Below are 17,224 nucleotides of genomic sequence, written 5' to 3'. Positions count from 1 at the left end.
TCAGCCGCGGTGGGTGCCGGTGCGCCACTCACGCGCCCGCAACGGCAGGTCCGAGGTCCCGGACTCCGGCGTACGGACGGCCAGCACCTGGTTGACTCCTATCCGGTTGCGCTCGAAGGACAGCGCGGACGCGGCCATGTACAGCCGCCACACCCGGGCCCGGCCCACGGAGGTGAGCCGCGCCGCCTCGTCCCAGTGCTCCTCCAGGTTGGCGACCCAGCTCCGCAGCGTCAGGGCGTAGTGCTCCCGGATCGCCTCCACGTCCCGCACCTCGAATCCGGCCTCCTCCAGCTGGCCGACGGTCCGGCCGAGCGGTGCCAGTTCACCGTCGGGGAACACATAGCGGTCGATGAACTCGTCGACGTGGTACGCCTCCTCGTCCGCGACCGGCCGCCGGGCGATCTGGTGGTTGAGCAGCCGCCCGCCGGGCTTGAGCAGCGCATACAGGGCGTCGGCGTACTCCGCGTACTGGGTGCGGCCGACGTGCTCGGCCATGCCGACCGAGGAGATCGCGTCGAACGGCTCGTCGTGGATCTCGCGGTAGTCCTGCACCCGGATCTCGACCCGGTCGGCCAGCCCGGCCTCGGCGATGCGCTTACGGGCGAAGGTGGCCTGCTCCTCGGAGAGGGTGATGCCGACCGCCCGTACGCCGTACTCGCGGGCCGCGTGCAGCACCATCGAGCCCCAGCCGCAGCCGACGTCCAGCAGCCGCAGGTCCTCTTCCAGGCCGAGCTTGCGGCAGATCAGGTCCAGCTTGCCGCGCTGGGCGTCCTCCAGGGTGGCGACACCGTCCTCGGCGGTCCCCCAGTAGGCGCAGGAGTAGACCATGGACGGCCCGAGCACCAGGGCGTAGAAGTCGTTGCCGACGTCGTAGTGGTGGCTGATGGCTTCCTTGTCGCGCCGCAGGGTGTGCAGCGGCCCGCGGCGGCGTCTGACCTCCTCCGCGGGCGGCGCCGGGGGAACGGGGACGCCGGCCAGGGTCAGCAGTTCCCGGGCGGCGGCGCGGAACTCCGGGCGGGCCAGGGCGCGCAGCACACGGGCCCGGTGCGGAGCGGGGGCGTCGCCGCGCTCCCAGATCAGCCCGGCGAGCCGGTCGAGCGCTTCGTAGAGATCGCCCTCGATGTCGAGGTCGCCGGCCACCCAGGCGCGGGCCAGGCCCAACTCGCCCGGTTTGAACAGCAGCCGGCGCAGCGCCCGGCGATGGCGGATGACGAGAGTGGGTGCCCCCGGCGGGCCCGACTCGCTGCGGTCCCAGGCGCGGATACGCACCGGGAGCGGGACTCCCAGCACCTCCTCGGCGAGCTTGGTGAGCCGTCCAGCGGCGTCGGCCATGTCGCACACCTCCGTGTTGACGAGTCGGGCAAAGAAGTTTCACCCACCACGTAAACGCCAATGGGGCGCCCGGATAGTCCCGTTCACACGCAAGAGAACCGCACACCGCCCGGTTTTCGCCAGAGCGGACACGCCAAAGGGCGCCCGCCCCACGGATGGCGGACGCCCTTCGGGCTGGTCGGAGTACCCGACCGGGAATTCAGGAAGCCTTGGCCTTCGCCTTGTCGGCGTCGGCCGCGGCGGCCGGAGCGGGGGCCGGCTTGGCCGCCTCGTAGAACTCCTCGCGGGGGTTCTCCATGGCGCCGAGCGAGACGACCTCGCGCTTGAGGAACATGGCCAGCGTCCAGTCCGCGAAGACCCGGATCTTGCGGTTGAACGTCGGCATCGCCATGCCGTGGTACGCGCGGTGCATGTACCAGGCGAGACGGCCCTTGAGCTTGATCTTCATCTTGCCCATGACGATCATCGCGACGCCCTTGTGCAGGCCGAGACCGGCGACCGCACCCTTGTTGGCGTGGCTGTACTCCTTCTGCGGGAAGCCCCGCATACCGGAGAGCACGTTGTCGCCGAGGACCTTGGCCTGCCGCAGCGCGTGCTGCGCGTTCGGCGGGCACCAGGCGTTCTCGTTGCCGTTCTTGCGGCCGACCATGTCAGGGACCTGGGCGTTGTCGCCGGCGGCCCAGATGTAGTCGGTGCCCTGCACCTGGAGGGTGGCGGCGGTGTCGACGTGGCCGCGCGGGCCAAGCGGCAGACCGAAGCGGGCCAGCGCCGGGTTGGGCTTGACGCCCGCGGTCCACACGATCGTGTTGGAGTCGACCTCGAGGCCGTTGTTGAGCTTCACGTGACCGTCGACGCAGGAGTCCATGCCGGTCTTGAGGTAGACCTCGACACCGCGGCCCTCGAGGTGCTCCTTGCCGTAGGCACCGAGCTTGGGGCCGACCTCGGGGAGGATCTTGTCGGCGACGTCGACCAGCAGGAAGCGCATGTCCTCGCGCTTCACGTTGCTGTAGTACTTGGCGGCGTCGCGGGCCATGTCCTCGACCTCACCGACGGTCTCCGCACCCGCGAAGCCACCGCCCACGAAGACGAAGGTCAGCGCCTTGCGGCGGACGTCCTCGTCGGTCGTGGAGTCGGCCTTGTCCAGCTGCTCCAGCACGTGGTTGCGCAGGCCGATGGCCTCTTCCACGCCCTTCATGCCGATGCCGTTCTCGGCCAGGCCGGGGATCGGGAAGGTGCGGGAGACCGCGCCCATCGCGATGACCAGGTAGTCGAAGGGCAGCTCGTACGCCTCGCCGACCAGCGGGGCGATCGTGGCGACCTTGCGGTCCTGGTCGATGGTGGTGACCCGGCCGGTGAGAACCTCCGCCTTGGGCAGCACGCGTCGCAGCGGCACCACGACGTGGCGGGGGGAGATGCTGCCGGCTGCAGCTTCGGGGAGGAAGGGCTGGTACGTCATGTACGAGCGCGGGTCGACGACCGTGACGGTCGCCTCGCCGTACCGCATCTGCTTGAGGATGCGACGTGCCGCGTACAGGCCTACGTACCCACCGCCTACAACGAGGATCCTGGGACGCTCCGTGGTGCTCATGCAATCGAGTATCCACCCCCACATGGGGGGTCGCTCGTGAGCCCCTTCACAAGCAAGCAAGGGGCATCTGCTACACTCCGCCGCCTTCGTGACCGACGCCATAGTCCACAGCGGAACCACCGTGTTACGCGAGGCGTTGGAGACCCCTGTTGATCAGGGATTGTCGTCCGCCGGGCGGGTGGACCACCGGCTCCGCCGACGCGCCGCCCGCGCACCGGCCGCCGCACATTTTCGGGGTCACAAGGCCCTGGAACCTTCGAATGCGGGTCGGACGATCAGATTGTTCGTCCAAGGAGCGGTTTTTTCATGTGAAGGATTTCACGAACTTTCTTCGCCGGCCCTTCCGCGGAGCCTCCCGAAGCCCCCTGAAGGGCGCTCGGACGGGCACACCACCCGCTCAAAAAGCCATTCGGCACAGGCCGTTGCCGGCCTGTGCCGAGTGGCGTGCGCCGTCAGCCCGCCAGGCTCCAGGCGATGCCGTCGAGGATGTCGTGCTCGCTGACGACGACCTCCTCGGCCCCCGTCCGCTCCATGATCGACAGCAGTACGAGCGCGCCGGCGCCGATCACGTCGACCCGGCCCGGGTGCATGACCGGGATGGCCGCCCGCTCGGCATGGGTGGAGGACAGCAGCCGCTCGGTGATCTCGCGGACCTTCGCCAGCGGGATACGGGAGTGGTGGATGGCCTCGGACTCGTACCGGTCGAGGCCCAGCGCGATCGCGGCGACCGTGGTCACCGAGCCGGCCAGGCCCACGAGGGTGGCGGCCTCGCCCAGCGGGACGGTCTCCTCGGCCCGGTCCAGCGCCGTGGCGATGTCGGCCTTGATGGCGCTGATCTGCCCCGGGGACGGCGGGTCGCTGATCCCGCCCTCGTGCACCAGATGCCGCTCGGTCATCCGGACGCACCCGACGTCGACCGAGCGCGCGGCGCGTACCGACTCGTCGCCGAGGACGAACTCGGTCGAGCCGCCGCCGATGTCGACGACCAGGAAGGGCCGGGCCACGCCCACCCGTCGCCCGCCACCGCCCTTCCCCGGAAGTCGCTCCGCGCCTGCAGCCCCCATTCCGAGGAGCTCCTTGGTGGCGCCGTTGAACGAGAACTCCGCCTCCTGGTCGCCGGTGATCACCTCGGGCTCCACGCCCAGGATGTCCACCACGCCGCGGACGAAGTCCTCGCGGTTCTCCGCGTCCCGGGAGGCGGAGGTGGCCACGAAGCGGACCTGCTCGGCGCCCAGATCCTTGATCACCGCGGCGTACTCCCGGCAGGCCGCGAAGGTGCGCTCCAGCGCCTCGGGCGCCAGCCGCCCGGTGCGGTCCACGCCCTGGCCCAGCCGGACGATCTGCATCCGGCGGTCGAGGTCCTTCAGCTCACCCGTCGCCGGGTCGGCGTCCGCGACCAGCAGCCGGATGGAGTTCGTACCGCAGTCGACGGCGGCGACCCGCTTCACGTGGCGTCTCCTTCGGGGGCGTCCTGTACTCCGGGGGCGTCCGGGCCGCCGGAGGTGTCCTGGCAGGGGGTCACGCAGGGCCCCTTCTTCCACCACTCCGGCAGCATCGCCAGCGCCTCGTCGCCGAGCGGGTTGACGCCCGGCCCGGCGGCCAGCGAATGGCCGACGAGGACGTGCAGGCACTTGACCCGGTCCGGCATACCGCCCGCGCTGGGGAAGCCCTGCAGCACCTCGATGGCGTCCCGCCGGCGGATGTAGTCCTCATGGGCGGCCCGGTAGGCGGCGGCGAGCTCCGGGTCGGCCGCCAGCCGCTCGGTCATCTCCTTCATCACGCCGTTGGCCTCCAGCGTGCCGATCGCGGAGGCCGCGCGCGGGCAGGTGAGGTAGTAGAGCGTGGGGAAGGGCGTGCCGTCCTCCAGGCGCGGCGCCGTCTCGACGACATCCGGCTGCCCGCAGGGGCAGCGGTGCGCGATGGCGCGCAGGCCGCGCGGCGGGCGGCCGAGCTGTTCCCGGAAGGCGGCGATGTCCGCGTCGGTGGGCTCGGTGGGCTCGGTCTGGGGCGGGGGGGTGTCCATGTGCGCTTTCGGTGAGGTGAGTGGTGAGGTGGCGGCGGGGCGGCCGTCCGGCCCCGACACTACGGGCTGCCGCCCGGCGGCGGTACGGGCAGCCGGGGGCTACCGCTTGTCGGCCGCGTCGACGGTGTCCCACAGATTCTCGTACCAGGGGCGCTGTGCCGCCTGCGGCCCCTTCGGCGCGGAGCCGGTGGCGGAGCCGTCCTGGACGATATAGCCGGTCTCGCCCGGCATGACGTAGTGCAGATGCCGGCGGGCCTGCTGGCGTACGAAGTCGGGGTCCTGCCAGCGGGCCTTCTGCTCGCGCAGCCGGTCGAGGGCGGCGCCCGCGTCCTGGGCCTTGCGGCGCTGGTCGGCGATGTCGGAGCGCTGGGAGACGTACTGCCTCATCGGGTACGCGAGGGCGACCACCAGGGAGCACATCACCAGCGCCAGCAGGGCGGCGCGGCCGGTGAGGCGGTTGCGGCGGGGCGGGCGGGCGCGGTAGACGCGGGCGGCGGCCTGCTCGCCGAGCGCCTTGAGTCGGGTCGCGGTCGAGAACCGGTCCGCGGGCACGTCGCCTCCCCTTCACTGACGGACGCCTGGCTGCTTCAAGCAGGCACGTCCCCGGCAACGGTACGGGACCGTCGCCGGGGACGTACGGGGTGCCGGGCGGTTGCCTCGCCCGATCGGCCCTCTGCCCCGGTCGGGCGGGCAGCGGGCCGTCTGCGATCAGCTGCCCTGGCGGAACCGCGGGAAGGCGGAGCGGCCGGCGTAGACCGCGGCGTCGTCGAGGATCTCCTCGATGCGCAGCAGCTGGTTGTACTTGGCGACGCGCTCGGAGCGGGCCGGGGCGCCGGTCTTGATCTGGCCGCAGTTGGTGGCGACGGCGAGGTCGGCGATGGTGACGTCCTCGGTCTCGCCGGAGCGGTGCGACATCATGCACTTGAAGCCGTTGCGCTGGGCCAGCTCGACGGCGTCCAGGGTCTCGGTCAGCGAGCCGATCTGGTTGACCTTCACCAGCAGCGCGTTGGCGGAGCCCTCCTCGATGCCGCGGGCCAGGCGCTCGGGGTTGGTGACGAACAGGTCGTCGCCGACCAGCTGGACCTTGGCGCCGAGCTTGTCGGTGATGACCTTCCAGCCGGCCCAGTCGTCCTCGAACAGCGGGTCCTCGATGGAGACCAGCGGGTAGGCCGCGACCAGCTCCTCGTAGTACTCGGTCATCTCGGCGGCCGAGCGGTCCTTGCCCTCGAACTGGTACTTGCCGTCCTTGTAGAACTCGGAGGCGGCGACGTCCAGCGCGAGCGCGATGTCCTGGCCGGGGGCGTAACCGGCCTGCTTGATGGCCTCCAGGATGAGGTCCAGGGCCTCGCGGTTGGAGCCCAGGTTCGGGGCGAAGCCGCCCTCGTCGCCGAGGCCGGTGGACAGCCCGCGCTCCTTCAGGACCTTCTTGAGGGTGTGGTAGACCTCGGCGCCCCAGCGCAGCGCCTCGGAGAAGGACTCCGCGCCGATCGGGGCGATCATGAACTCCTGGATGTCCACGTTGGAGTCGGCGTGCGAGCCGCCGTTCAGGATGTTCATCATCGGGACGGGCAGAACGTGCGCGTTGGGGCCGCCGAGGTAGCGGAACAGCGGGAGGTCGCTGGCCTCGGAGGCGGCGTGCGCGACGGCGAGGGAGACGCCGAGGATGGCGTTGGCGCCGAGCGAGCCCTTGTTGTCGGTGGCGTCCAGGTCGAACATGGCCTGGTCGATCAGGCGCTGCTCGGTCGCGTCGTAGCCGACGAGCTCCGGGCCGATCTGCTCGATGACGGCCAGGACGGCCTTCTCCACGCCCTTGCCCAGGTAGCGGTTCGGGTCGCCGTCACGAAGCTCGATGGCCTCGAAGGCGCCGGTGGAGGCGCCGGACGGCACGGCGGCACGGCCGGTGCTGCCGTCGTCGAGGCCGACCTCGACCTCGACCGTGGGATTACCTCGCGAGTCGAGAATTTCGCGGGCTACGACGACGTCGATCGACGGCACGTTGTCTCCTTCGTGGGTGTCTGGCGTTCTGCGCACGAGCCTAACGGCCCCGGGTGCGTCCACCCGCCCTTGGCCCGCTCCATGGGACGGAACGGCCCGGAATACTTCTCAAAGGCCAAGTTCGCGGGGCATTCAAGGGCATTGTTCGCGGAACGGGGAAAAACCTGGAACGTCGCCGGTCACCGGCGCGCGGCCGGCTCGGCCGCGGCGGCCCGGTCACGGCGCCGGATGAGAGAAGAGAGAAGCCCCGCCACGACGCGCCGGGGGAAGGGCGCGCCGGGCGGGGCGGTCTCACAGAGGAAGTGATCTCGCACGGGCAGCGGTCTCACAGTCGTCCCACACGGGGAGGGGGCTCGCCGCTCGGGCCCGCCTGATCCCGGTGGGAGGGGACTCAGACGTTGAGCTTCTGACCCGGGAAGATCAGGTTCGGGTTGCCGCCGATGACCGACTTGTTGGCCTTGTAGACGGACTTCCAGTCGGTGCCGTGCGCCTTGGCGATCTTGGCGAGGGTGTCGCCCGCCTTGACGGTGTAGTTGCCGTGGCCCATGGACTTGCGCTCGGTCGAGCGGGAGGCGTGCTGCTCGGGGGCGGCCGGGGCCTTCTTCGTCTCGGCCTTGGCGGAGCCCTGGTCCTGCTGGGGCGCGGACTTGGTCTGCGCGGAGCCGGAGGTGTCGACGTTGGCCGCGGGGCCGCCGGAGGTCAGGTTGCCGGCGCCGGCGCAGGACCAGGCGCCCGGGCCCTGGATGGCGAGGAGCTTCTCGGCGGCGGCTATCTGCTGGGACTTGCTGGCCAGGTCGGCGCGCGGGGCGTACTTGGTGCCACCGGCGGCGGCCCAGCTGGAGTTGGAGAACTGCAGGCCACCGTAGTAGCCGTTACCGGTGTTGATCGACCAGTTGCCGCCGGACTCGCACTGGGCGACCTTGTCCCAGGTGGAGACGGAGGCGGCGGAGGCGGAGGTGGCGCCCATCAGCGGGACGGCCACGGCAGCACCGGCGATGCCGGCGAGGGTGGCGACGCGGGCGGCCTTGGACGGACGGCGGTGCTTGCCCTTGATGATCAGCATGGTTGGTTCGTTTCCTCACCGACGCCTACGAGGTGAGCTGTCGGGTTCGGGCTGTGAGAATCGCCCGGCCGCGTGCGCGTGACGCACGTGGCTTCACCCCAAGCCGGCTGACCGCTTTCACGGGCGGGGCCGGCACTTACCTTGGTTCCCCCGCTCCTGCCTTCGGCGCTTGCGCGTCAAGTGCCTCCGATCACCGGCAGGATTCGGCGTGTGATCAAAGGGCCCGCTTTGGCGAGCGGTCCTGACGTTAAGCAGTAATGGGCTTGGGGTTCAAACCCCACCATCTGAACCAAGTTGACCGCTTTTGATCACGAGTGGGTCACATACCCGCAGGTGAACCCCGGTTTGCCGAGGCGGCACACACCGGGGTTCATCCGCGTCAACGAGACCCTTGTCTCACTTTCCCAAAAGCGGTCGAACGGCGGCGAATTACCCCACGGAGTGCCCGAGATCGAGCAGTTGGCCCGGCTTGATCAGGTCCGCGTCGGAGCCGATAACGTCCTCGTTGCGGTCGTAGAGGGCACTCCAGCCGCCGGACAGCCGGTGGGCGGAGGCGATGGCTGACAGCGTGTCACCCGGGCGCACGGTGTAGTCGCCGTCGGCCGCCGGGCCGGTGCGCTCGGCGTCGCCGCGCGAGGCGTGCCGGCCGCCGGCGGACCTGCCCCCGTCGTCGGCACCCCCGTCACCCGCACCGCCGCGGTGCTTGCCCTTCGCGGGCGTCTCCCGCGGCGTGCCGGAGGTGTCCGTACGGCTGCCGCCCTCGGACGGGTCGGCGGACGGGCCGGCCGGCTGCGACGGGTCATCGGACGGGTCGGTGGACTGCGACGGGTCGGTGGACGGGTCGGCGGACCGCGACGGGTCGTCGGCCCGGTCGTCCGGCGTCGTCGGGTCCGGGGCCCCGTCGCCGGGCTCGTGCGTCCCGGCAGAGCCCGGGGCGTCGGGCGACGGCTTCGGGTCGGCCGGCTCGTCACCGGGCCGGTCATGCGTCCCGCCGGAACCCGAAGCGTCAGGGCTGCCGGACGAGTCAGGACTGCCGGACGAGTCCCAGGGGTCCGGGGAGCCGCCGTCGTCCGACGGGGCGGGCGAGGGGGTGGCGACGTTGCCCGGGTCGACCTCCGGCGCCCGGCCGTCCTTGGCCAGACCGGCGCTCACCGCACAGCTCGACCAGACGTCCGGGCCGCGGTGGTCGAGGATCGACTCGGCCACCGCGATCTGCTGGGAGCGGCTGGCGAGGTCGGGGCGCGAGGCGTAGGCCGAGCCGCCGTAGTTGTCCCACATCTCCTGGGTGAGCTGGAGCCCGCCGTAGTAGCCGTTGCCCGGAGCCGCGCTCCAGACGCTGCCGGTCTCACACTGGGCGACCTTGTCCCAGGTCGCGGTGTCGGCGGCGTGGGCGCCACTCGCGGCGAGCAGTGGCAGGGCGAAGCCTGCGCCGGTCACTCCCGCCGTGACAAAGATGGCCGGTGCCTGGCGGGGTCGACGGTGTCGGCCGTTCCCGGAACGCATGCGGATGCCTTTCGCGCGGCGGTTGAGTTGTACGACGAGCTCTGCGAGCTGCTCGACGGGTACCCGCACCCATCCGGCCGACGCGCACGAGGCGCACCGTTACACCGGTCCCCCACATCACCGCTTCGGCCGACCGGGTGAAGCCCGTCGATCGTCGGTGGAAAGGTAGCCGGGGTCACGGGTAGTCACAAGTCGGTGTAGTGCAGATCACGCGAAGGTCACGCACCTGACTCTCTGTCACTTCTCCCCTTGTCGCTGGTCAGGGCGTTCGGGCGAGAACTCCACCGGCAGCGACCGCAGTCCGCGCATGATGAGCCCGCCACGCCAGCGCAAGGCGTCCGGTTCCACGGCGAGCCGGAGGTCCGGGAGCCGGGTCAGCAGCGTCGCCAGAGCGGCCTGCCCTTCGAGCCGGGCGAGCGGTGCCCCCAGGCAGTAGTGGATGCCGTGCCCGTACCCCAGGTGCTGGTTGTCACGGCGGGTCAGGTCCAGGACGTCCGGCTCGGTGAAGCGCGCCGGATCGCGGTCGGCGGCGGCCAGCACCACCAGGACCGGGTCGCCCTTGGCGATCCGCTGCCCGCCCAGGGTCAGCTCCTGCGTCGCGAACCGCCAGGTCGCCAGCTCCACGGGGCCGTCGTAACGGAGCAGTTCCTCGATGCCGGTGGTGAGCAGATCGGTGTCGCCCGCTGTGATCGACTTCTGCAGCAACTCGCGCTGGGCCGGGTGGCGCAGCAGGGCGTAGAGGCCGTTGCCGATCAAGTTCACGGTCGTCTCAAAACCGGCGAACAGCAGGATGAAGGCCATCGCGGCAACCTCGTTCTCGGTGAGGTGCTCGCCGTGGTCCGAGGCCCGGATCAGGCCGGAGATCAGATCCTCGTCCGCCTCCGCGGTGTCGCCGAGGGTTTCCCGCTTGCGGTGGATCAGCTCGGCGAGATAGCCGCGCATCTTCTTCACGGACCGGGCGACACCGCCGCGCGGCCCCCCGCCGTGCCGGATCATCATGCCCGCCCAGTCGCGGAAGTCGTCCTGGTCCTCGCGCGGCACGCCCAGCAGATCGCAGATCGCGTAGATGGGCAGCGGGAAGGCGAACTCGTGGATGAGGTCGGCCTCGCCCTTCGCCGCGAACCGGTCGATGAGCTGGTCGGTCAGCTCCTGGACGCGCGGGGCGAAGGCGGCCACCCGGCGCGGGGTGAAGGCCTTGGAGACCAGCCGGCGCAGCCGGGTGTGGTCCGGGGGGTCGATATTGAGCAGATGCGTCATCAGGTTGGCGCTGCGCTCACCGGGGATGCCGACCTTGCCCTTGCCGTGCGCGGACTCGCTGTGGTGCACCGGGTTCTTCGACAGCCGGCCGTCGGCGAGCGCCTGCCGCGCCTCGGTGTAGCGGGTCACCAGCCAGGCCTCGACGCCGCTGGGCAGCTCGGTCCGGTGCACCGGCGCATGCTCCCGCAGCCAGGCGTACGCGGGGTAGGGGTCGGCGGCGAACTCCCAGGTGAACAGCTCGGGGGCGGGGGTGGGGCAGGCCGTCGAGGCGTCGGGGGCGGGGGCCGGACGGCCCGCGGCGGCGTCGGAGGCCGGGCAGCCCGTGGTGGCAGGGGCAGTGGGGACGTCGGCTGCGGGAGAGGGTCCCGCCGGCGCGTCGGAGGCCGGCCGGCCCGCGGAGGCGTCGGAGACGGGGCAGCCCGTGGCGGCGGCAGCGGTGGGGGCGTCGGCATCGGGGGCGTCGGGCTTGTCGTGCACCTTCCGACCGTAACCGGTGGCACACCGTGGTGCGCCCGCGCGCTGTCCGGCCCCTGCCGCACCGTCCTCCGTCAAAAGCTCACGGGCAGCGGGAGCCGGTGGCCGCCCCGGAGGCGGCTGACTCCGTGGCTCGGTGATGCCCCGGCCCCTGTGGTGACGCTCCGGCCCGTGTGGTGACGCTCCGGTCCGTGTGGAGACGCTCCGGCCCGTGGCCGGGAACTCAGCGGCCGCCCGCCCTCAAGCGATCCATGCCCGTCCGTCCCGGTGCCGGTCCAACCCCACGGCTGAGAACTCGTCCTCGCCGGCACCTGCCACTACGCCCAGCCGTCGAAGCGCCTGAGAGATCGGGCTGCCGGCCGGGGGAAACGCCCGGCCCTCCTGGGCATGGAGAGGTCCCAGCACGAGGGCGCCGCCATCCCAGACGGCAGCCTGCTGCTCACCCACGCCGCCGAAGTACTCGGCTTCCACGTAGGCCACCGGACCAGCGGCCGACCAGTCGGCGAGGGTCTTCCCGCAGCCTTCTGTCAGCCGCCAGAACCCCGGAATGCCCACACCGTCGGCGTCGTCGTCAGCGGCGGCGGCGGCGGCGAAGGAATCGGAGAGGGCGTCCGTCATCGGTATCAGCGCGAGTCCCTGGCCGATCGATGCCGGCCGGGTAGCAGCCATCCCCCGCGACGCACCGCGCAGCATCTCCCCGCCGGCGATCACGGCGTGCAGTTCGTAGCTCATCCCGACGTTCCCTTCACCGCCCCGTCACGCCCTCACGCCCTCACGCCCTCACGCCGACCGACGATTCCCCCGCGCCGGAGGAGTCACGAACCGGCGCCGCCCTCGGCAGCCACCACCGCATCCCGGTAGGCCCGCGCCGCCGCCCGTAGTGCCGCCTCCGGGTCCACGCCCTCCGCCTCGGCGCGCATCGCCAGCGCCAGCAGCTCGTACCCGATGCCCTGGCCGGCCGGGGGCTCCACATCGAGCCCTGCCGTGCGGGCGCGCGAGGCGAGCTTCGCCGCCAGCGCCAGACCGGGCTGGGCCAGTGGCACGCCCTCGGTCACCGAATCGCGCTGCTTCTCCTCCGCCTTCGCCCGCAGCCACTGCGTCCTGACGTCCTCCGGGGTCGCCGCATCCGCGTCCCCGAAGACATGGGGATGGCGGCGGATCAGCTTCTCGACGATCCCGCCCGCGACGTCGTCGAGGGAGAACGGCTCGTCGGGGTCGTCCTGGGCGATCCGGGCATGGAAGACGACCTGGAGGAGGACATCGCCCAACTCCTCGCGCAGCGCCTCGCGGTCGTCCTCCTCAATGGCCTCGACCAGCTCGTACGCCTCCTCGATGCCGTACTTGGCGAGGTCGCGGTGGGTACGGATGCTGCTCCAGGGGCAGGCGGCGCGGATCTGGTCCATGACCTGGACGAGGTCGAGCAGCCGGGCGCCGGGCAGGTCGTAGGAGCCGGGCAGCAGCTCCAGGTCCGGCATGGTCTCGCGGCCGGAACCGGCCAGCCGGGCCAGGCCGTCGGTCAGCGCGCTCTCACCGTCCGCCGAGGTCAGGACGACGGCCGTACGGCCGCCCGGTACGCAGTAATCGACCAGTTCGCGGGCGGCGGGGGCGGCCGTCTCCACCTCGATGCCGGCTTCTCGGAGATAGGGAAGCTGCGGATGGTCCGGGTCGGCACACAGCACACGGTCCGCCCCGCGCAGGATCTGCCACGCGGGCCAGGACAGGAGTCCGGGGGCGACCCGGTGGCTGGTGGTGAGCAGGACCAGGCGTCCGGTGCCGGTGCCCTCGGGGCGGGCTTCGGCGCCGGTGTCAGCGGCAGAGGCGTCAGCGTTCACGCCTCGAACGTAACGCACCGCACTGACAACGCCCGGGGCGGTGGACAACCGGCGCCGGTGACGCCTGGCGCCGGTGGACGGCTCAGGCCTGCTGCTTCGCCGGCTCCTTGGTGATCCACGGGTCCTTGGTCTCGCCGAGGATGACCTGGTGGTCGTCCCACTTGCCGAACCGCGGATTGACGTCGATCCCCATGGAACGGGAGGTCTTGGCCAGCGCCTGGGCGAGCTTCTGCTGGCCCTGCGGCTTGCCGCGGTCCGCGCCGAGCCGCTGGGCGACGCCGTCGAGCAGCAGCTGATTGCGGACCATGGAGTCGATCTCGTCGGGGGCGATGCCCTGCTGGAGCCACATCTCCTTCAGCCGGCCGGCGCCGCCGGCCTGCCTCTCCGCCTGCGCCCGCCACCGCTGGACGTCGCGCCGGGTGACCGTCACCCCGGCATCGTGCGCGCCGCGGGCCAGCACCTCGTCGAAGATCATGCCGTTGAGGGTGGCCAGGCTCAGCCGGCCGGTGTTCATGATGAGCTGGTCGCCCTGCGGCGACTTGGCCTGCGCGGCGCGGACATCCTTCACCTTCGCCTGCAACTGCGAGACGGTGATCCGCTTCCCGTCCACGATGGCCGCGGCCCCGGGATGGGCATCACTGCCACAGGCCGCGAGCAACGGGGCCGCGGCCAGCAGGCCGGCGGTGGCGGATACGGAGAGCGCTGTCCTACGGCGGAACACATGGCCTCCCGGCAGATCGTGCGACGGAGTCTCGACCTTGGTGGATCGATGCTATGGAGTCGGCGTGGCCCAGGCCACTGCTTCGGCCAACGATCTGGGGCGGGGACGGTTCTGCTCCCGGGCGCCGGTTCGTCGCTGCCCCCCTCGGCGGGCTGCAGGGCTACCGACGGCCATGGCGCCGGCAACATGATCGGAACACCGGAATCCGCGGCAGAGCTGGATGACGACAGCCATCTGACCTGCAACAACCGTAAGGGGCTCCTGGCCGGACCGGCTCACCGCTGCGGTCACCCCAACACCACTGCGACGAAAGGCCGTTGCCCCCGGCCCCTGCACCGGTCAGGACGACATGGGCACACCGGACGCGGTCTCTGCGGTGGTGATGGTCTGCTGCAGGAGCTCCCGGGCCGTGGCGATCTCGGCAGACCGCTGGTCCAGCGTGCGCAGCTGGGTGCGTAGTGCGTCCAGGATTCCGGGGCACGGCAGCACCGTTGCCCCGTCGGTGGTGCAGGGGAGCACCTGGCGGATGATCCGGGTCGGCAGGCCCGCCGCGAGCAGGGCCCGGATCCGGCGTACCGCGGCCTCCGCCCCCTCGTCGTAGCTGCGGTATCCGTTGGGCAGGCGCCCGGGCTGCAGCAGGCCTGCCCGCTCGTAATGGCGCAGGAGGCGTTCGCTGGTCCCGGTCCGTCCGGCCAGTTCTCCGATGAGCACCGTCCCACCCCCGACCTCTCGTCCCGTCCCCGACCTCTCCGTAGTTGACCTTCCCACGGTGTCAGGGAGCAACAGTGGATCGCCCGGTCGCATTCCGGATGACGAACTCCCTCGGAGAAATCGGAGAACCTTGTGATCATCGATGCCCACAGCCATGTCCACGACCCGGTGGAGCAGCATCTCGCCGGCCTTGACGACGCCGGGGTGGACCGCACGGTGCTCTTCGCGACGCGCCCGCACCCGGAACGGGCCGTCGATCTTGCCTCGCTGCGCCGCGAGATGAGCGTCCTGGACAAGGCCCTGGCGGGCCGGGGCAACGATGCCGACGGCTACCGCACCGCCTGGCGGGAGCTGGACGAGGCGCTGGCCGTGCATCCGGACCGGTTCATCGGGTTCGGCGCCGTTCCGCTCGATCTGCCCGAGGAGGGCATCGCGGCCGTGGTCGAGCGCGACGTGGTGGGGCGGGGGCTGCGCGGGATCGGCGAGCTCACCCCTCCGGCAGGTCAGGCCACACGGATCGAACCCGTGCTGCGGGCCGCCCACGACCAGGGCGGACTGCCGGTCGTGGTGCACGGTTTCGCCCCCACTACCGCCGAGGACCTGCGTACCCTCTCCCGGCTCGCCACCCGGTACCCGGCGGTTCCGCTGGTGGTCAGTCAGCTCGGCGGTGTGCACTGGATGGAGGCCGTCGAACTGGTGCGGGACACCCCGAGCATGTACCTGGAACTGTCCACGGCCAGCCTGATCTTCGCGGTGCGGCTGGCGATCCAGGAGATCCCCGAGCGCACGCTGTTCGGCTCGGACGCCCCCTATGGCGACCCCGTGCTCGCCCGTACCACGGTCGAACGGGTCACCTCTCCCGGTGAGGTCCGTGACAGGGTGCTGGGAGGGACCGTGGGACAGCTTTTGGGAGTCTGCTGACCGGCCGGCCGGCGAAGCGTCCGTGACCGGTGGCCGGCCGGAGCCGAGGGGCGGGCCGCCCCGGAACGGACCGGCCGGCGCCCACGTCTGACCCACTGCCACTCCCTTGCCACGGCCCGCCCCCACCGCCACTCCCGCCACCTTCGTCTCAGCGATCGCCGGGCCGGCCGGGGCTCCGCTTCGAGTATCTTTTCGACAGTTGAGAGTGAGGATCCGCATGGACACGGCCGCAGTAACGGCTGGGGGCGCCCCCGGACGGATTCTTGGGGAGGGCGTCGGCGCCGTGCCGCCGCCCCGTACCGCTGTCCCGGCCGGGTCCGTCCCGGCGCCCCGGTCCGCCTCGTCACCGGTCGGCCACGAGGCCGCGGCCACCGGCGCACCGCCACCGGAGCGGCCCGGCCGGCTGCGGCGCACCGTGCACCGGCTGCGCGCCCGGACCGCCCCCCTGCGCGTCCCTCGCTTCGACCCGTACTGGACGGCGGGGTTCTTCTTCGTCGCGTTCGCGCTGCTGGCACTCCACAGTTTCCGCACCCTGTCCGCGTCCTCCTGGGACCTGGGCATCTTCGAACAGGCCATACGGGGCTACGCCCATTTCCAGGCGCCGATCGTCGACCTCAAGGGCCCCGGGACCAACATCCTCGGTGACCACTTCAGTCCCGTACTGATCGTGCTCGCCCCCTTCTACCGGCTGTTCCCCTCCCCGCTGACCCTGCTGCTCGCGCAGGCCGCGCTCATCGCGGTGTCCGCGATACCGGTCACCCGCGCCGCCGCCCGCGCGCTGGGCCGCGTCCCCGGCCTGGCGATCGGCGTCGCCTACGGCACGTCCTGGGGGGTGCAGAGGGCCGTCGACTTCGACTTCCACGAGATCGCCTTCGCGCTGCCGCTGATCGCCTTCGCGCTCGAAGCGGTGCTGCGCGGGCGGTGGACCGCGGTGGTGTGCTGGGCCGCGCCGCTGGTGCTGGTCAAGGAGGACCTGGGGGTGACCGCGGCTGTCATCGGTGCGCTCGCCCTGATCCGTACCCGGCGGGCCAGCCCGCTGGCCATCGGCCTGGTCGGCTTCGGCCTCAGCGCCACCGCCGTGACCCTCGGTGTGCTGATACCGGGGTTCAACGGCTCCGGCTCGTACGACTACTGGAGCAAGTTCGGCGCCGACGGCGGCGGCCTCACCATCCCGCTCGTCACGGCCGTGCGCACCACGCTGTGGGTGCTGCTGCCCACCACCGGCCTGCTCGCGCTGCGTTCCCCGCTGCTGCTGGTCGCGCTGCCCACGCTGGGCTGGCGCTTCCTGTCCCACGAGCCGCACTACTGGGGCACCGACTGGCACTACAACGCCGTCCTGATGCCGGTGGTCTTCCTCGCCCTGATCGACGCCCTGCCCGGGGCCCGGGTCTCCGCCCGGCCCTGGCTGCGCTCGTACGCCCACCATCTGCCGGCCGCCGTGGTGTCCGTGGCCCTCGCGCTGACCACCACGCTCCCGCTGGCCCGCCTCACCGAAGGCGCCACCTACCGCACCCCGCCGGACGCCATCGCCGCCGAGAAGCTGCTGGCGCGGATACCCGACGGTGCGAGCGTGGAGTCCGACATCCGGCCGCTGAGCCGCTTGGCCGGCCGGACCCGGGCCTTCTGGATCGGCGACACCGGCGGTCTGTCGCCGGAGTACGTCGCCGTGCAGCTCCGCGACAACCGCACCCCGCACCAGGCGCTGGCGGAGGCCGCCGCCCGCCACCCCAAGTCCACCTACGTCATCCTGGGCGGCGCCGGGGACCTGCTGGTATTTCACCGGACATCCGCCCGCTGACCGCGT

The 17,224-nt window shown here is 71.6% G+C and carries 15 protein-coding genes and 1 riboswitch; of the genes, 2 read left to right on the top strand and 13 right to left on the bottom strand.

Annotation, left to right across the window (positions count from 1 at the left end; translation table 11 throughout):
* The 13 genes from D9V36_RS26745 to D9V36_RS26685 form a co-directional block, all read right to left on the bottom strand.
* Positions 1-1,332 carry an SAM-dependent methyltransferase gene (locus D9V36_RS26745; protein WP_129295995.1) on the bottom strand — a complete coding sequence of 444 codons (1,332 nt, stop codon included), beginning with the start codon at positions 1,330-1,332 and terminating at the stop codon, positions 1-3.
* Positions 1,333-1,531: 199 nt separating this feature from the next.
* Positions 1,532-2,920 (bottom strand): NAD(P)/FAD-dependent oxidoreductase, encoded by a 1,389-nt coding sequence (locus D9V36_RS26740; RefSeq protein ID WP_129295994.1) that lies wholly within the window; start codon positions 2,918-2,920, stop codon positions 1,532-1,534.
* Positions 2,921-3,372: 452 nt separating this feature from the next.
* Complete coding sequence (locus D9V36_RS26735; protein ID WP_129295993.1) at positions 3,373-4,368, bottom strand: Ppx/GppA phosphatase family protein; 996 nt, start codon at positions 4,366-4,368, stop codon at positions 3,373-3,375.
* On the bottom strand, positions 4,365-4,943 hold the full coding sequence (locus tag D9V36_RS26730) for a DUF501 domain-containing protein (protein ID WP_129295992.1): 579 nt from the start codon (positions 4,941-4,943) through the stop codon (positions 4,365-4,367). Before D9V36_RS26730 ends, D9V36_RS26735 begins: the two co-directional genes overlap by 4 nt.
* 99 nt (positions 4,944-5,042) lie before the next feature.
* The gene (locus tag D9V36_RS26725; RefSeq protein ID WP_129295991.1) at positions 5,043-5,495 is read right to left on the bottom strand and encodes an FtsB family cell division protein; all 453 of its coding nucleotides are present in this window, start codon (positions 5,493-5,495) and stop codon (positions 5,043-5,045) included.
* Between the two features lie 156 nt (positions 5,496-5,651).
* Positions 5,652-6,938 (bottom strand): phosphopyruvate hydratase, encoded by a 1,287-nt coding sequence (gene eno, locus D9V36_RS26720; protein WP_129295990.1) that lies wholly within the window; start codon positions 6,936-6,938, stop codon positions 5,652-5,654.
* A gap of 391 nt (positions 6,939-7,329) precedes the next feature.
* A complete protein-coding gene (locus tag D9V36_RS26715; RefSeq protein WP_129295989.1) occupies positions 7,330-8,001 on the bottom strand; it encodes a transglycosylase family protein in 672 nt (223 codons plus the stop codon).
* A 7-nt stretch (positions 8,002-8,008) separates the two neighbouring features.
* Positions 8,009-8,179, bottom strand: a riboswitch (cyclic di-AMP (ydaO/yuaA leader).
* A 251-nt stretch (positions 8,180-8,430) separates the two neighbouring features.
* Positions 8,431-9,438, bottom strand: coding sequence for a transglycosylase family protein (locus D9V36_RS26710; protein WP_277753468.1), 1,008 nt, complete (start codon positions 9,436-9,438; stop codon positions 8,431-8,433).
* 303 nt (positions 9,439-9,741) lie between these two features.
* Positions 9,742-10,998: a cytochrome P450 family protein gene (locus tag D9V36_RS26705; protein WP_129298709.1), complete on the bottom strand. Its 1,257-nt coding sequence runs from the start codon at positions 10,996-10,998 to the stop codon at positions 9,742-9,744.
* A 477-nt stretch (positions 10,999-11,475) separates the two neighbouring features.
* Complete coding sequence (locus D9V36_RS26700) at positions 11,476-11,967, bottom strand: hypothetical protein (protein ID WP_129295987.1); 492 nt, start codon at positions 11,965-11,967, stop codon at positions 11,476-11,478.
* Positions 11,968-12,050: 83 nt separating this feature from the next.
* Positions 12,051-13,067: a nucleoside triphosphate pyrophosphohydrolase gene (locus D9V36_RS26695; RefSeq protein ID WP_129295986.1), complete on the bottom strand. Its 1,017-nt coding sequence runs from the start codon at positions 13,065-13,067 to the stop codon at positions 12,051-12,053.
* 82 nt (positions 13,068-13,149) lie between these two features.
* Positions 13,150-13,788: a SurA N-terminal domain-containing protein gene (locus D9V36_RS26690; protein WP_129295985.1), complete on the bottom strand. Its 639-nt coding sequence runs from the start codon at positions 13,786-13,788 to the stop codon at positions 13,150-13,152.
* Positions 13,789-14,127: 339 nt separating this feature from the next.
* A complete protein-coding gene (locus tag D9V36_RS26685; RefSeq protein ID WP_206739734.1) occupies positions 14,128-14,499 on the bottom strand; it encodes a MerR family transcriptional regulator in 372 nt (123 codons plus the stop codon).
* A gap of 132 nt (positions 14,500-14,631) precedes the next feature.
* On the opposite strand from D9V36_RS26685, the gene D9V36_RS26680 reads away from it, so the two are divergent.
* Positions 14,632-15,420, top strand: a complete 789-nt coding sequence (locus tag D9V36_RS26680) for an amidohydrolase family protein (protein WP_129295983.1) — start codon at positions 14,632-14,634, stop codon at positions 15,418-15,420.
* A 217-nt stretch (positions 15,421-15,637) separates the two neighbouring features.
* Positions 15,638-17,218 (top strand): DUF2079 domain-containing protein, encoded by a 1,581-nt coding sequence (locus D9V36_RS26675; RefSeq protein ID WP_129295982.1) that lies wholly within the window; start codon positions 15,638-15,640, stop codon positions 17,216-17,218.
* The last annotated feature ends 6 nt before the right edge of the window (positions 17,219-17,224 follow it).

Source organism: Streptomyces lydicus (assembly GCF_004125265.1).
Lineage (GTDB): Bacteria > Actinomycetota > Actinomycetes > Streptomycetales > Streptomycetaceae > Streptomyces > Streptomyces lydicus_C.
The sequence above is the reverse complement of the archived record's forward strand: the minus strand, read 5'-3'. Positions and strand labels throughout refer to the sequence as shown.

Coding starts and splice junctions, on each gene's coding strand:
- D9V36_RS26740 (WP_129295994.1), bottom strand. CDS start 2,920: ATGAGCACCACGGAGCGTCCCAGGATCCTCGTTGTAGGCGGTGGGTAC.
- D9V36_RS26700 (WP_129295987.1), bottom strand. CDS start 11,967: ATGAGCTACGAACTGCACGCCGTGATCGCCGGCGGGGAGATGCTGCGC.
- D9V36_RS26675 (WP_129295982.1), top strand. CDS start 15,638: ATGGACACGGCCGCAGTAACGGCTGGGGGCGCCCCCGGACGGATTCTT.
- D9V36_RS26730 (WP_129295992.1), bottom strand. CDS start 4,943: ATGGACACCCCCCCGCCCCAGACCGAGCCCACCGAGCCCACCGACGCG.
- D9V36_RS26745 (WP_129295995.1), bottom strand. CDS start 1,332: ATGGCCGACGCCGCTGGACGGCTCACCAAGCTCGCCGAGGAGGTGCTG.
- D9V36_RS26715 (WP_129295989.1), bottom strand. CDS start 8,001: ATGCTGATCATCAAGGGCAAGCACCGCCGTCCGTCCAAGGCCGCCCGC.